Below are 14076 nucleotides of genomic sequence, written 5' to 3'. Positions count from 1 at the left end.
TGGCCCGACTTGCCGCCGCAGGCCATCCATGGCCTGCTGTCCGCATACCCCGGCCCGGCCGCCGCATCGGTCATTCGCTTTCGGATGCTTGGAAGCCCTCCCACCGAAGCCGGCGATGGTTGGAGCGGGAGCCGCGCCGTGGGGATTGCGGAGAGCTGACCATGGATGGTCAGCGGCCCTGAGTCCGGCCATGGATGGCCGGACCGAAGGGCGGAGCAATCCCCGCGGCGCGGCTCCCGCCTCGACGCGGCAACCGAAGGCAGGCATTTCGCTCAGGAACAGCGCAGGCGGCTATTCATTGACGCTGCCCCGTGGCTACGGGGTCGCTTCGTCGCGGCGGATGGGTCTGCCTGGCGCGGCTCCCGCCAGGCATCCAGCCATTCGACCATTGAAGGCCGCGAGGACGACGACGAAAGCGGCTACTCTTTTCTCCGATTCCCGATTCCCGATTCCCGATTCCCGATCCCCGATTCCCGATCCCCGATCCCCGGCAACCCGCCATGTCCCGCATCCTGCTCGTCGAGGACGAGTCCGCCATCGCCGACACCGTCGCCTATGCGCTGCGCGCGGAGGGCTTCGAAGTCGAACACCGCGTGCTCGGCGGCGACGCGCTGCGGCGGTTGCGGGCCGGTGGCGTCGATCTGGTGGTGCTGGACGTCGGCCTGCCCGACGCGAGCGGCTTCGACGTCTGCCGCGAGCTGCGCGGCTTCAGTGCGGTGCCGGTGCTGTTCCTGACCGCGCGGGGCGACGAGATCGATCGCGTGCTGGGCCTGGAGATCGGCGGCGACGACTACCTGACCAAGCCGTTCTCGCCGCGCGAGCTGGTCGCGCGGGTGCGGGCACGGCTGCGCCGGCATGCCGCGGCGGACGCGCAGCCGCAGTCGGCGGGCCGTTTCGAGGTCGATCGCGAGGCCAGGCGGGTGCGCTTCGATGGCCGTGTGCTGGCGCTGACGCGCTACGAATACGCGCTGCTGGCGGAACTGCTGCGCCGTCCCGGCGCCATCCTCAGCCGCGCGCAGTTGCTCGATCGCGTCTGGGACGATGCCGACGACAGCGGCGAGCGCACCGTCGACACCCACGTCAAGACCGTGCGCGCCAAGTTGCGCGAAGTGGATCCGGACGCCGACCCGCTGCGGACCCATCGCGGGCTCGGGTACTCGGTCGAGATCGACTGAACGATGCGGATCGGCCTGCGCATCCTGCTGGGCTACTTCGCCATCGTCGCGCTGGCGGCGCTGCTGGTGGCCCAGGTGTTCGTGCGCGAGGTCAAGCCCGGCGTGCGGCAGGCGATGGAGGACACCCTGGTCGATACCGCCAACGTGCTGGCGGAGCTGGCGGCCGACGACCTGGTCGCCGGCCGCATCGCCGACGGCCGCTTCGCGCAGCGGGTGCGGGCGCTGCGCGAGCGCGACGTCGGCGCCGAGATCTGGGGCTTCCGCAAGCGCGAGGCGGCCTATCGCATCTACGTCACCGACGCCGACGGGATCGTCGTGTTCGATTCCGAGGACCGCGACGTGGGCCGCGACTACTCGCGCTGGAACGACGTGTACCTGACCCTGCGCGGACGATACGGCGCGCGTTCGACGCGCGAGGACCCGGACGACGACAACAGCTCGGTGATGCACGTGGCGGCGCCGGTGATGGACGGCGCGCGCATCGCCGGCGTGCTCACGGTGGCCAAGCCCAACCGGTCGATCGCGCCGTTCATCGCCCGCAGCGAGGCCACGGTGACCCGCTGGGGACTGGTGCTGATGGGCGCCGCGCTGCTGATCGGCCTGCTGGCGGCGTGGTGGCTGTCGCGCCAGCTCGGCGGCCTGCGCCGCTATGCCGAGGCGGTGACCGCGGGCGAGCGCGCGCAGCTGCCGGCCTCGGCCGGCGAGTTCGCGATCCTCGGCCGCGCGCTCGAGACCATGCGCGAGCGCCTCGAGGGCAGGCAGTACGTCGAGCGCTACGTGCACGGGCTCACCCACGAGCTCAAGAGCCCGCTGGCGGCGGTGCGCGGCGCCGCCGAGCTGCTGGAAGGTCCGCTGCCGGAGGCCGAGCGCGCGCGCTTCGCCGCCAGCGTGCGCGAACAGAGCGAGCGCATGGCGCAGATGATCGACAAGCTGCTGGCGCTGGTGGCGGTGGAGCACCGGCAGGCGATCGAGCGGCCGGAGCCGGTCGACCTGGCCGCGTTGCTGGGCGACGCCTGGGCGCAGGTGGAGACGCGGGCGTCGCGCAAGGGATTGCGGCTGCAGCGCGATCCGGGCGAAGGCGGCAGCGTCCCCGGCGATCCGTTCCTGCTGCGGCAGCTGCTGGTCAACCTGCTCGACAACGCGATCGATTTCGCGCCGCCCGGCAGCGCGATCGAGGCGTCGCTGCGACGCGAGGACCGGAGCGTGCGCGTCGACGTCACCGACCGCGGCCCCGGCGTGCCGGACTATGCGCGCGACCGGGTGTTCGAACGCTTCTATTCGCTGCCGCGGCCCGACGGCGGCAGCCGCAGCAGCGGGATCGGCCTGGCCTTCGTCGCCGAGGTGGCGCAGCTGCACGGCGGCAGCGTGCGCCTGGACGATCGCGACGGCGGCGGCACCGTGGCAACGGTGGTCCTGCCGCTGCCGTAGGAGCGCGCCAGGCAGTCCTTTCCGCCGCGGTGAGAAATGGGCCGTCGCTACGGGTGCCGCTAATGAATAGCCGGCGCTTCAAGCCCGGATGGTAGTGAGCTCATTGCGAAGGGCCCGGCTGCCTATTTGCACCGCCCGTGGGGACGGGCCTAGCCATGCCGCAACGGAGAAGGCTGCTGGCGCGGTATCACGCGCATAGCGCGCTCCTTCGGAGGAAGCGGACGCCAACTTCATCTTCGCTTCACCCTGGCTCCCTCGTGCCTTCCCGCGGCCACCGGATGCTGTGCGCGTTCCCGAGCGGAGACGCGCATGAAACTCGCATTGAAGATCCTGATGGTGCTGGCGATGACGCTGGCGATCCTGGTGCCGCTGACGATGATCCGCGGCGTGATCCACGACCGCCAGGTCTACCGCGCGCAGGCGGTGGAGCGGGTGGCGCGCAGCTACGCCGGCGCGCAGGGCGTCGCCGGCCCGGTGCTGGTGGTGCCGTACGTCGAGACCGTCGAAGTGGAGGAGAAGGACACCCAGGGCGTGACCCGCAAGGTGCTGCGCGAGCGCGACGGCCGCTGGACGTTCTTTCCCGAGGTCCTCGAGATCGGCGGGCGGATCGCGCCGTCGACCCGGCGGGTCGGCCTGCACGAGGTACGGGTGTACGAACTGGCCGCCGAGATGTCGGCGAGGTTCGCGGCGCGGATTCCCGTCGATCCCGATCCGCAGCGTCCGCGCCGGATCGGGCGGCCGTGGCTGGGCGTGGGGATCGGCGACGTGCGCGGGCTGGCCGGCGCGCCGCGCCTGCGCGTGGACGGCGCGGAGGTGCCGCTGCAGGAGGGCGTGGGCAGCCGCGACGGCTCCGGCGTGCACGCGCGCCTGGCCGCGCCGCGCGCCGGGCAGCGGCTCGCGCTGGACACGCGCCTGGACTTCGCGCTCGGCGGGACCGAGTCGCTGGCGCTGGCGCCGCTGGGCACGCACAACCGCGTGGTGCTCGAGTCGCCATGGCGGCACCCGCAGTTCAACGGCGCCTTCCTGCCGCGCGAACCGGCGCTCGACGACGGCGGATTCCGCGCGGAGTGGGCGGTGTCGTCGCTGGCCAGCAATGCCCAGGCGCAGTACCTGGCCGGGGCGACGCTGCCGCGGCCGGAGTCGTCGCAGTCGCCCGCATCGGGCGGCGAGGCCGGGCTAGACGCGATCGGCGTCTCCCTGGTCGATCCGGTCAATCCCTACAGCCAGGCCGATCGCGCCAGCAAGTACGGGCTGCTGTTCGTCCTGCTGACCTTCGTCGGCTTCTTCATGTTCGAATTGATCAAGCAACTGCGCATCCACCCGATCCAGTACGGGCTGGTCGGGCTGGCGCTGGCGATCTTCTTCCTGCTGCTGGTGAGCCTGTCCGAGCACATCGCCTTCGGCTGGGCCTACCTCGCGGCTGGCGTCGCCTGCATCGGCCTGCTGGGCTACTACCTGGCGTACGTGCTGCGCAGCTGGATGCGCGGCGCCGGCTTCGCGGCGATGCTGGCGACGCTGTACGCGGCGTTGTACGGCCTGCTGATCTCGGAGGACAACGCGCTGGTGCTCGGCGCCGGGCTGTTGTTCGCGATCCTGGCGGCGATCATGGTCGTCACGCGGAAGGTGGACTGGTACGAAGTGGCCGCGACGGGCACGGCGCAGCGCCGGTAGGCGGCTCGCGGTGCCGGATCCCGGCGCGGGCCGGGATCCGGGCGCCGAGCGTCAGGCGACGACGAAGACGCCCGCGCCGGCCCACAGCGACAGCCCCGCCAGCGCCGCCCCGATGGCGGTGGCCGCCAGCACATCGCTGGGATAGTGCAGGCCCAGGACCACGCGCGATACGGCGACGCTGACCGCGAACGGCGCCAGCAGCCAGGCCAGCGCCGGGTAGTACGCCACCGCGACCAGGGTGAACGACACCGCGTGCAGCGTATGTCCGGACGGGAAGCTGAACTCGTCCAGCGGCGCCACCCAGGCGCGGATGCGCACGTCCGAGGCGAACGGCCGCGGCCGCCGGGTCCAGCGCTTGAGGCCCTTGTACATCAGCAGCGCCACCGCCCCGGTGGCGGCCATGTGCGCCGATGCGGTCAGGCCGCGGACGCCATCGGCCAGCACCAGCGCCGCCATCAGCAGGTACCAGAACACGCCGTCGCCGAGACGGCTGACGACCGAGAAGTACCCGCGGATCCAGTGGCGAGCGCCGATGCGGTTGGCGCGCAGGCACCAGCCGCAGTCGCTCGCGGCAAGCCGGTTACGCAGCAGATGCGGTTGCATGGCGATCTCCCGATTCGGCCAGTCCGGACAGCAGGATGTCGAAGTCCTCGGCGACCTGCGCGGGGCTGAACCGCAGGGTCGCCCGGCGTGCGGCGGCGGCCATCGACCGGCGCATGGCGTCGTCGGTGCCGATGCGCACCGCGGCGTCGACGAACGCGGCGTCGTCGCCGACCGCGGCGCCGTGCTCGCCGTCGCGCAGGTGCTCGCGGGCGGCGCCGTAGTCGAAGGCGATGGCGGGCACGCCGCTGGCCATCGCTTCCAGCGTCACGTTGCCGAAGGTCTCGGAGCGGCTGGGAAACAGGAACAGGTCGCCGCTGGCGAAATGGCGGGCGAGCGCTTCGCCGCGCTGCACGCCGCAGAACACGAAGTCGGGATTGTCGCGCGCCAGCGATTCGCGCATCGGGCCGTCGCCGACCCAGACGAAGCGCGCCTGCGGCCGCCGCGCCTGCAGTGCACGGAAGGCCCGCACCGCCAGCGCCAGGTTCTTCTCGGCGGCGATGCGGCCGACATGGATCGCGGCGATGTCGTCGTCGCCCAGGCCCCATTGCGCGCGCAGTGCGGGATCGCGCCTGGCCGGGTCGAACCTGGCGGTGTCGACCGCCCGCGCCAGCCGCAGCACGCGCCGGAAGCCGGTGCCGCGCAGGAAGCCCGCCAGTTCCATGGTCGGCACCAGGGTCGCGTCGGCGCGGTTGTGGAAATGCCGCATCCAGCGCATCGCGGTGGATTCGAGCCAGGCCAGACCGTAGTCGCGCATGTAGGCGTCGAAGCGGGTGTGGAAGCCGGTGGCGACCGGGATCGACAGCCGGCGCGCGGCGCGCACCGCCGACCAGCCCAGCGGGCCCTCGGTGGCGACGTAGATCGCGTCCGGCGCATTGGCCCGCCAGCGGCGCAGCAGCCGGCGCGTGGCCGGCAGGCCGAACTTCAGTCCCGGGTAGCGCGGCAGCCCGGCGCCGTGCACCAGCAGTTCGCGGGCGTTCGGCTGCTGGCCGCCGTGCTGCCGCGGCCGCACCAGGTCGACCGCGTGGCCGCGGGCCAGCAATCCCTGTTCCAGCCCGTGTACGGTCAGGGCGACACCGTTGACCTCGGGCGGCCAGGTTTCGGTGACGATGGCGTAGCGCATGCGCGTCTCCGGTTTCGCAGAGCCTGCAGGCCGGTCGTGTAGCCGGTGTTGCAGAGCGATGACCGTGGTGTGACGCGGTGCGCGTGGCCGGTTTCTGCGGGGCCGCTACGGGGGCGAGACGCGACCGGGGCGGTGGGGCAGCGGCGGCGTGACCGGCACGCATCTGGCGACATCGGCGCCACGGTCATTCGCCGGCATCCGGGCGTCGTGTCGCGACTTCCGTCGCTCCCACACAAAAGCGGTGCGATGGTGGCGGCCAAGGCTGTTGTGGGAGCGACGGAAGTCGCGACGGGCGGAACCGGATATCGCCGGACAGTCTCCGGCAGTCGTGAGCGGCGGCGGCATGCCGCCGCCGCTCCCACGAGGTCTTTCGCGGGGAAGACCGATCGGGTGGCGGTTACCAGTGCAGCTGCACCCGCGCCTCGACGATGCTCGGGTCGTCGTCGACCAATGCGCCCGCGGCGCTGTCGTAGCGGGTGCTGGAGACGTCGACGTAGTTCAGCGCCAGCTTGACGTGGTCGCGCCAGTACCAGTTCACGCCCACGGTCCAGGCGTCCATCTCGCCGCCGAGCACGCCTTCGGCCACCGGCATCTCGCCGGGGGCGGGGGTGGACAGGCGGCCGTCGTCGAGGTCGATGCGGTCGTAGCGCAGGCCGACCTGCCACAGGCCGCGGTTGCCGCTGCCCGCTTTCGGCGTGCTCGGCACGCCGCCCTTGTAGCCCCAAGTGTCACCGGCGACGTTCCACAGCCCGGAGACGTACCAGCCGTCGCCGGTGAAGTCGCCGGAGGGTTGCGCCTGGGTGCCGAGGCGATCGATCCCGGCGCGCATGTACTCGCCCTGCAGCTTGACCGGGCCGTCGACCCACATCGCCTCGACGCCGAGGGTGGACTGGCGGTCGGCGTCGAGCAGCGAGCCGGTGTCGACCAGGCGCACGCCGGCGAGGTCGGCATTGGGGCGAGTGCGCAGGCGCGCGCGATCGCCCGGCGTGTCGAAGTCGACGTAGGACAGGCCCAGGTGCAGGATGCGTCCGTCGTCGTTGAGCGGCGCCCAGGTGCCGCGCACGCCGTAGCCGCTGCCCTCGGCCAGGCCGCTGGTCAGCTCGCGCCCGAACCAGCTGGCGGTCGCGGTCCAGTCGTCGCCGGCGATGCCGTAGGCGGCGCCGAGGCGACGCGAGACGCCGAAGGTGTTGGTGGTCATCGCCTTGGAGATGAAATCGTTGTTCTTGGTCGAGCTCAGCTCTTCCAGGCTGTTGGGCTGCTTGTACTGGCCGACCTGCAGGAACTGCGCGCGGTCGGCGCCGAAGCGCAGGCGGCCGTTGACGTCGAGCCACTTGTCGGCCTTGGCGTCGTAGCCGACCACCCAGTCGAAGCCGCCCGGGCCCTTGCCCTTGAGTACCAGTTCGGCGCGGCGCATTTCCTGGTCGCTGTCGCGGCCGTCGCCGGGGTCGCCGTCCAGGTCGGCGACGTCGCTGTCGTAGCGGTCGTAATCGGCCTGTAACAAGCCCTCGAAGCTGACTTGGGTCCCGCCGAACTCGCCGATCTCGAACTCGGCATGGGCGGCGGGAGCGGCGAGCGCGGCCAGCAGGGCCAACGGCAGGGTGCGCGGGAGGGACATGGCGGTCTTCGCGGAGGAGGGATGCGCGAAGCCTAGGCCGCGAGATTGACATTAATGTGACAAGAAACAGTCATATGTGTCAGATCGACGAATTTCTGGTGACGCTTATCTTTCATTCATGTGTCGCGGCGGGTCGAGTTCGCCGCCGGGAACAGGGCGTCGCCACGACGGGCGCCGGCGAACAGCCGTCGCCTCGGTTCATGATGTCGGTATCGGTGCCTTCACTGCTGCAGGGGAGCGGCCGTGTGCGGCGCGCACCTACGGAAGAGCGCCCTTGTCGATTCGGCTCCAGCCGCCCGGCCCGGGCCGGAACCCGGCCAGTTCGAGCGCCGCGGCGTCGCGCGCGTCGTCAGCGCCGGGCACCACCGACCGCAGTTGCCAGGCGCCGTCCGGCTCGATACGGGCATCGACCCGGAGCCCGGCGAACGGCCCGGCTGCGGCGCCGGCGGGCGCCCAGGTCACCGTCGCCGCCCGGCCGTCGCAGGCCGCGACGCCGTCGAGGACCACCAGCGGATCGCCGCCCGCGGCCGGACGCAGTTCGAGGCCGACCCGGCCGGCGGCGTTCCGACAGGCGTCCCCAGTGAACACCAGGCTCGCATCGTCGGCGTCGAGGACCAGCGACAGGCCCGGCGCCATACCGTCGAGCACCAGGGTGCCGGTGGCGCCGTGGATGCCGCGCCGTGCGCCCTGCAGCAGCGAGGCCCGCAGCGTGGCGCCGTGCAATACCAGTTCGCGGGTGCCGGTGAGCAATGGCCACGGCGACAGCCGGACATCGACGGCACCGAGCGCGCGGTCGTGCAGGTGCACGTCGTGCAACCGCCCGCGCCACAGCGAACCCGTTGCCGCGGCGGCGCCCAGGCCCGCCTGCTCCAGGTCCACCAGGCCCAGCGCCAGCCGCAATGGCAGCAACAGGCAGAGCAGCGGCGGCAGCGCCAGTGCGAACAGCCAGGCCAGGCCGCGCGTGCTCATGCCGGCGGCGGTGCGAAACGCAGTTCGGCGCGCAGGCGGCCGCCGTGCTTGTCGACCTGCAGGGCGAGCGGGGCGATGCCGTGTTCGCGCCGCAGGGCGTCGATCCAGCCGAACAGCGCCGGCGCGTCGACCGCGTCGATGGCGATCACCAGCACGCCATCGCCGCCGTCGTCCTGCCGGCTGACGGCCACGCCCGCGGCGCCGGCGCTGTCGACCACCGTGGTGGCGAAGGCGTCGCCAGCCGGCGCCGGCGGCAGCCGCGCGCTGGAAGCCTCCACGTGCGCCAGCGCCCGTTCGATCTCCCCGGCCGCGGCAACGGCTTCGGCGTGGCGCGCGCGCGCATCGTCGCGGACCTGGCGCAGCGGCGCGACGATGCCGTACCAGAGCACGAACGCCGCCACCGCCGCCAGCATCACGGCGACCATCCGCCGTTCGCGCGGCTCGCGGGCCCGCCACCAGTCGGCAAGGCGGGTAGCGTCGAAGGGACGGGTCATGGCGCCGGCTCCGGCAGGATGTCGAGTTCGCTGTGGAGGCGGCCGTCGGCGCGGCGGGTGCCGGCCGGCTGCAGCGCCAGGCCGGCGTCGGCGAGCGCATCGCGCAGCACGTCGAGTTCGTCCGCCCGGGCATGCGACAGCGTCGCGCGCAGCGCGTCGTCCTCGCCATAGGACAATCGATCCAGTTGCGCGCCCTCGATCCGCGGCACCGCCGCGAACAGCGCCGAGGCCGCGTGGGCGAAACCGTCGCGCGCCTGGGCCTGCCGCAGGGCCGCACGCGCGGCCGCCAGCGGCGGTTGCGTCGGCGCGCGGCCGGGCAGGGCGGCATCGACCTTCGCCGCGGCCTGGGTTTCCAGCGCGCGTGCGGCCAGCGTGTAGCGCAGCGCCTCGGCCCCCCACAGCAGCAGCGGCGAGAGCGCCAGCAAGGCGGCGAGCACCGCTGCCCGGCGCCAGGCACGCGCGCCGCGGGGTTGCGCCGGCGTGCGTGCGAAGTCGTACTGCAGCAGGTCGATGGCCGGCTGCCGGGCGCCGGCGGCGAGCAGGGCTTCGGCCTGCGGGCCCGCCTCGACGACCTGCTGCGGCCGACCTTCGAGGACTACCGCGGCGAGCGCCGCCTCGCCGCGGAACGCCAGCCGCGCGCCGCGCACGATGCACTCGTCGCCGTCGGCGACCACCAGAACGCCGTCGTCTTCCGGCGTCGGCAGCGCGAGATGGTCGGGAACCAGCGCGTCCACGGTGAGGCCCAATGCCGCGGCACGTTCCAGCCAGTGCGTCATCAGCGCGCGCTCCACCGCCACGACCGGCCGCGGCGCGTCGTCCTCGTCGGCCGCCGCCGCGATGGCGATGTGCAGCGTGTCGCCGCTGCCCGCCAGGCGTTCGGCGACCAGGGCGCGCGCGGCGGCGAGCGCCTGCACGGGGTTGCGCGCGGGCAGTTCCAGCCACAGCGCCGGTGCCTGCGTGCCGGGCACCACCAGCACGGTGCGCGCAGGCGCGGCCGCGGCCTGTCGGGCTGCGGTTTCGCCGGCATGCAGACGTTCGCGCGCCAGCACGCGCCCGTCGTCGCCGACGCTCAGGCGCAGCGCCGGCGCTCCCGGATCCTGCGGCAGCAGCACGATGTACGTGGTCATTCCTCGGCACTCCATCTGCGGGCGAGCAGCCGCGGCGGGCCGCTGCCGTCGTGTTCGAACAGGGCGCTCAGCACCACCTGCGCCGGGCCGACCTCGACCTCGGCGTGCAGGCGGAAGTAGCGCGTGAACAGCTCGATCTGGCCCTCCGTGCCGGCCAAGGGGGCGGTGTCAGCCGCGTTCCAAAACGCGCTGACGTCGGGCCAGCCGCCGGCTGGACGTGCGGCGATCACCCGGCGCGCCCGGGCGTCATCCAGGGTGTCTTCGGCGAGCATGCGCACGATCGCGGCATCCTCCTCGCGCAGCGTGTTGACGTTCACCGGCGACAGGTCGACATTCGGCAACGCGCAGACGTGCGGACGCAGGCGCGCGTAGACCTCGGCGGTATAGCCGTGGATCGCGCGCAACTCGCTGGTCTCCGCCAGCAGGGTGCCGGCGGTGCGATAGCCGTCACGGCCGCGCGCGTAGGTCGCGTCCTCGTGCCCCAGCCCCTCGCGCTGCTGGTCGCTGTCGATCCAGTCGACGAGGCTGTCGGCGAGCGCGTGGGCCTCGTGTTCGGAGAAGCCCAGCGCCTGCAGCAGGACGACGTACTGGGCCACGCCCGGGTCGTTCGCGAAGTAGGTACTGGCGCCGCCCTCGACCACGCTGTTGAGGTTGAAGCAGGCGGTGGCGTCGGACAGGCGCGCGCTGATCGCGCCCGATTCCACCGGGAACACGAACGCGCGGCCGTTCCAGTCGCCCTCTGACGTGGTACGTCCCGGGTCGCGGGCGGCCAGGCGCTCGATCTGCGCCAGCGCCAGTGCCTCGGCGCCCAGCGCGTGCCATTGCGCCTGCGCCACCGACTGCGCGTTGTCGGCGCGGCGCAGGCCGAAGCGGATGTCGTCGAGCACGCCCATCACCAGCACCGCCATCACCGCCACCAGCAGCAGCACGGTGAGCAGGGCGATGCCGCGCTGACGTCCGCGGTTCACAGCGGCTGCCCCGGCATCAGGAACAGCTGCCGCACGTCGCCGATGCCGTCGATCTGCAGGTCCAGCTGCAGCGCTTCCGGGACGCGGTCGGCGCCGCCGGGCCAGCCGTCCATCCATTCGCCCTGGTAGCGGTAGTGCGCGCGCGCCGTGCGCACGCCCCGCAGCAGCACCTGCGGCGTACCGAGCACGGCGCCGTCGAGCGCCGGACGCGTGCCGCGTTCCAGGCGGTCCTCGACCAGCCGGTATTCGACGTACTGCAGCGATGCCCGCGGCGCCTGCTCGGGGTTGCTCCAGCCGCGCCGGACCAGCGCGAACAGCAGGCCGGGTGCGGCGTCGGCGGAACCGGTGAAGGCCTGCACAGCCGGATGGCCGGCGGCGTTGCGCGTGGGCCGCGGCGCGGCCTGCGACAGGTCGGCGCGCAGCACCGCGCGCGCGCGCTGGACCTCGCCGATCCGCTGCATCCGCTCGCGCAGCACGCCCTGGTTGTCGGCGGCATAGGCCAGGACCGTGACTCCGGCGGCGGACAACAACGCGAACACTGCCAGTGCGACCAGCATCTCGACCAGCGTGAAACCGTGGGCGAGGCGCCGACGGCACCTGACGCTGCGCGCGCAAATCCCCCCCAGCCCCCCTTTTTCAAAGGGGGGAGCAAGACGTGCCACCGGCTTTTCGAAGGGGGGAGCGGGATGCATTCCCGGCTTCTCGAACGATGGAGCAGGACGCGTTCCCGGCTTCTCGAACGATGGAGCAGGACGCGTTCCCGGCTTCTCGAACGATGGAGCCGGATACGTTCCCGGCTTTTCGAACGATGGAGCCGGATGCGTTCCCGGCTTCTCGAACGATGGAGCCGGATGCGTTCCCGGCTTTTCGAACGATGGCGCAAGCCGTGCCACCGGCCTTCCCAAGGAAACGAGGCACGCCACCGAGATCGGCATGCCGGATGCCCCGTTGTTCTCCCCCCTTTGAAAAAGGGGGGCTGGGGGGGATTTGCGGCTTGCCCCGTTTTCTCGAACATCGCAACGCGCCTGCCCGAATCTCGCGAATGGTGGACGCGGGTTCATCGCGTACCCCGAAACAGGACGGTCTCGGCGGCGACACGATCGCTGCCCGCGGCTGTCACCGTCACCTCCACGCGCACGATCGCCGCGTCGTCGGTGGCGTTGACCGTCCGCGTCCAGTGCCATTCGCGATCGCCGAGTCGCTCGCTGCCTTCGGTCGCGCGCGCCAGCGCCTGCAGCGGTTCGGTCGCCGCCTCGACCGCGCGGTTCTCGGCGACCACGCCGGCCAGCACCCGCTCCTCGACGATCGCCGTGGTGCGGGTGTTCTCGCCGGACAGGTTCAGCAGCGCGATCACCACCAGTCCGAATACGGCCAGCGCGACCAGCATCTCCAACAGAGAGAAGCCGCGCTGCCGCAAACCTGCCGTCTTGACATCAACGATGCCGTCGCCACGGCTTACACCAATGAATCGCCCGCGAGAACCACTTTCCGCCTCAGAGCCCACCATCGCGGCACCAAGGAGGCCGCGCCCCCACGAACCCACCGTCCGGGTACCAATGAGGCCGTCGCCGCGCCCCCACGACCCTACCGTTTGGACACCAATGAGGCCGTCGCCACGGCTAGCGACAGTGAATCGCCCAGCGACACCGCTTTTCGGCACGCGCATCACCGCGCACCCCGAAACAGCCCATCCTCCGCGGCGACGCGACCGCCGCCGCCCGGCATCATCGCGACCGCCACGCCGCCGGTCGCATCGACCGTCACCTGCGCGCGTCGCTGGTCCTGCCGCAGCACGATCTGCACCGGCTCGGCGGTGCCGATCGGATCGAAGCGGAACTCGATCGCCTCCTGCCCGCGCGGCAACTCCGGACCCACCCCGTCCGACCAGGCCGCCGGCCGGAACGGCGCGTCCGCCAGCGGCTGCCAGCCCTCGAAGCGCTGGACCGAGAAGGCATAGCCTTGCGCATCGGCGCGCACCCGGATCGCGCGCGTGCCCAGGATCGCCTCCTGTTGTGCCCGCAGCAGGCGCGCGGCGAACGCGTCGGCATCGGCGGCCAGCGCGCTGCCGCGCGCGGGCGCGGTCAGCAACACCGCGGCGCCGAGCAGTCCGACGATCGCCAGCACCACCATCAGTTCGACCAGGGTAAATCCGCGCTGCCGCATGCCCACCGCCCCGCCGCGAATGAGGCCGTCGCCACGGCTAGCGACAGTGAATCGCCCGGCGACACCGCCTTTCGACATGCGCATCACTGCGCCTTGTCGTCGGATGTTCACTGCAGGTCCCGGTCGTTCTTTCTGGCTCATCACCAAGCCGCTGCTCTTGCTCTTGCCAATCACGAATCACCAATCACCAATCACGTCGCTTAATTCCAGTTCCCGATATCCGCACCATCGCCTTCGCCGCCTTCCTGCCCGTCGGCGCCGAACGAATACACGTCGAACGTGCCGTCGCGGCCCGGATAGGCGTACTGGTACGGATTGCCCCACGGGTCCTGCGGCAGGCGCCGGATGTAGCCGCCCTTGCGGTAGCGCTCCGGACGCGCGAGTCCCTGCGGCGGGCGCAGCAGCGCCTCCAGCCCGTCCTGCGTGCGCGGGTAGCTCAGGTTCTCCAGCCGGTAGGTCTCGACCGCCTGCTCCAGCACCGAGATGTCGGCGCGTGCCTTCTCGACCATGGCGCGGTCCTGGCTCGGCATCACGTTGATCATCACCACCGTCGCCAGCAGGCCGATGATCACGATCACGACCATCAGTTCCACCAAGGTGAAGCCTTTGACGGCCGGGATTGGGGATTTGGGATTGGGGATTCGGTGATGTCGCATTTATGGCTTCCTGTTGAACGTGTTGTGGCGCGATTTTTTTCTGGCGGTATCTGGAGGCAGCTGCATCGCTTTTGCGAATCCCCAATC

At 71.8% G+C, this 14076-nt stretch carries 14 protein-coding genes; 3 read left to right on the top strand and 11 right to left on the bottom strand.

Features of this window, described 5'->3' with window-relative positions; all coding sequences use genetic code 11:
• Nucleotides 1-500: 500 nt before the first annotated feature.
• From creB to creD, 3 genes are all read left to right on the top strand, one after another.
• A complete protein-coding gene (gene creB, locus U3649_RS15885; RefSeq protein ID WP_407352273.1) occupies nucleotides 501-1175 on the top strand; it encodes a two-component system response regulator CreB in 675 nt (224 codons plus the stop codon).
• Nucleotides 1176-1178: 3 nt separating this feature from the next.
• A complete protein-coding gene (gene creC, locus U3649_RS15880) occupies nucleotides 1179-2603 on the top strand; it encodes a two-component system sensor histidine kinase CreC (RefSeq protein WP_407352272.1) in 1425 nt (474 codons plus the stop codon).
• Nucleotides 2604-2912: 309 nt separating this feature from the next.
• Nucleotides 2913-4274: a cell envelope integrity protein CreD gene (creD, locus tag U3649_RS15875; RefSeq protein ID WP_407352271.1), complete on the top strand. Its 1362-nt coding sequence runs from the start codon at nucleotides 2913-2915 to the stop codon at nucleotides 4272-4274.
• 51 nt (nucleotides 4275-4325) lie between these two features.
• Here the strand turns inward: creD and U3649_RS15870 are convergent, their stop codons facing one another.
• From U3649_RS15870 to gspG, 11 genes are all read right to left on the bottom strand, one after another.
• Nucleotides 4326-4877, bottom strand: coding sequence for a phosphatase PAP2 family protein (locus tag U3649_RS15870; RefSeq protein WP_407352270.1), 552 nt, complete (start codon nucleotides 4875-4877; stop codon nucleotides 4326-4328).
• Complete coding sequence (locus tag U3649_RS15865) at nucleotides 4855-5997, bottom strand: glycosyltransferase family 4 protein (RefSeq protein ID WP_407352269.1); 1143 nt, start codon at nucleotides 5995-5997, stop codon at nucleotides 4855-4857. The genes U3649_RS15870 and U3649_RS15865 overlap by 23 nt, the downstream gene beginning before the upstream one ends.
• Nucleotides 5998-6394: 397 nt before the next feature.
• Nucleotides 6395-7612: an OprO/OprP family phosphate-selective porin gene (locus tag U3649_RS15860; protein ID WP_407352268.1), complete on the bottom strand. Its 1218-nt coding sequence runs from the start codon at nucleotides 7610-7612 to the stop codon at nucleotides 6395-6397.
• 258 nt (nucleotides 7613-7870) lie between these two features.
• Nucleotides 7871-8581, bottom strand: a complete 711-nt coding sequence (gene gspN, locus U3649_RS15855; RefSeq protein WP_407352267.1) for a type II secretion system protein N — start codon at nucleotides 8579-8581, stop codon at nucleotides 7871-7873.
• The gene (gene gspM / locus U3649_RS15850) at nucleotides 8578-9075 is read right to left on the bottom strand and encodes a type II secretion system protein GspM (protein WP_407352266.1); all 498 of its coding nucleotides are present in this window, start codon (nucleotides 9073-9075) and stop codon (nucleotides 8578-8580) included. The genes gspN and gspM overlap by 4 nt, the downstream gene beginning before the upstream one ends.
• The gene (gene gspL, locus U3649_RS15845) at nucleotides 9072-10202 is read right to left on the bottom strand and encodes a type II secretion system protein GspL (protein WP_407352265.1); all 1131 of its coding nucleotides are present in this window, start codon (nucleotides 10200-10202) and stop codon (nucleotides 9072-9074) included. Before gspL ends, gspM begins: the two co-directional genes overlap by 4 nt.
• The gene (gene gspK / locus U3649_RS15840) at nucleotides 10199-11170 is read right to left on the bottom strand and encodes a type II secretion system minor pseudopilin GspK (protein WP_407352264.1); all 972 of its coding nucleotides are present in this window, start codon (nucleotides 11168-11170) and stop codon (nucleotides 10199-10201) included. Before gspK ends, gspL begins: the two co-directional genes overlap by 4 nt.
• Nucleotides 11167-11787, bottom strand: coding sequence for a type II secretion system minor pseudopilin GspJ (gspJ, locus tag U3649_RS15835; protein ID WP_407354638.1), 621 nt, complete (start codon nucleotides 11785-11787; stop codon nucleotides 11167-11169). The genes gspK and gspJ overlap by 4 nt, the downstream gene beginning before the upstream one ends.
• Nucleotides 11788-12227: 440 nt before the next feature.
• Nucleotides 12228-12587, bottom strand: coding sequence for a type II secretion system minor pseudopilin GspI (gspI, locus tag U3649_RS15830; RefSeq protein ID WP_407352263.1), 360 nt, complete (start codon nucleotides 12585-12587; stop codon nucleotides 12228-12230).
• A 248-nt stretch (nucleotides 12588-12835) separates the two neighbouring features.
• Entirely contained in the window at nucleotides 12836-13333 is a 498-nt protein-coding gene (locus U3649_RS15825; RefSeq protein WP_407352262.1) for a GspH/FimT family pseudopilin, read from the bottom strand.
• Between the two features lie 200 nt (nucleotides 13334-13533).
• The gene (gspG, locus tag U3649_RS15820; protein ID WP_407352261.1) at nucleotides 13534-13989 is read right to left on the bottom strand and encodes a type II secretion system major pseudopilin GspG; all 456 of its coding nucleotides are present in this window, start codon (nucleotides 13987-13989) and stop codon (nucleotides 13534-13536) included.
• Between the last annotated feature and the right edge of the window lie 87 nt (nucleotides 13990-14076).

Source organism: Luteimonas sp. R10 (genome assembly GCF_045689605.1).
Lineage (GTDB): Bacteria > Pseudomonadota > Gammaproteobacteria > Xanthomonadales > Xanthomonadaceae > Luteimonas.
The sequence above is the reverse complement of the archived record's forward strand: the minus strand, read 5'-3'. Positions and strand labels throughout refer to the sequence as shown.

Coding starts and splice junctions, on each gene's coding strand:
- creB (WP_407352273.1), top strand. CDS start 501: ATGTCCCGCATCCTGCTCGTCGAGGACGAGTCCGCCATCGCCGACACC.
- creC (WP_407352272.1), top strand. CDS start 1,179: ATGCGGATCGGCCTGCGCATCCTGCTGGGCTACTTCGCCATCGTCGCG.
- creD (WP_407352271.1), top strand. CDS start 2,913: ATGAAACTCGCATTGAAGATCCTGATGGTGCTGGCGATGACGCTGGCG.
- U3649_RS15870 (WP_407352270.1), bottom strand. CDS start 4,877: ATGCAACCGCATCTGCTGCGTAACCGGCTTGCCGCGAGCGACTGCGGC.
- U3649_RS15865 (WP_407352269.1), bottom strand. CDS start 5,997: ATGCGCTACGCCATCGTCACCGAAACCTGGCCGCCCGAGGTCAACGGT.
- U3649_RS15860 (WP_407352268.1), bottom strand. CDS start 7,612: ATGTCCCTCCCGCGCACCCTGCCGTTGGCCCTGCTGGCCGCGCTCGCC.
- gspN (WP_407352267.1), bottom strand. CDS start 8,581: ATGAGCACGCGCGGCCTGGCCTGGCTGTTCGCACTGGCGCTGCCGCCG.
- gspM (WP_407352266.1), bottom strand. CDS start 9,075: ATGACCCGTCCCTTCGACGCTACCCGCCTTGCCGACTGGTGGCGGGCC.
- gspL (WP_407352265.1), bottom strand. CDS start 10,202: ATGACCACGTACATCGTGCTGCTGCCGCAGGATCCGGGAGCGCCGGCG.
- U3649_RS15825 (WP_407352262.1), bottom strand. CDS start 13,333: ATGCGGCAGCGCGGATTTACCCTGGTCGAACTGATGGTGGTGCTGGCG.
- gspG (WP_407352261.1), bottom strand. CDS start 13,989: ATGCGACATCACCGAATCCCCAATCCCAAATCCCCAATCCCGGCCGTC.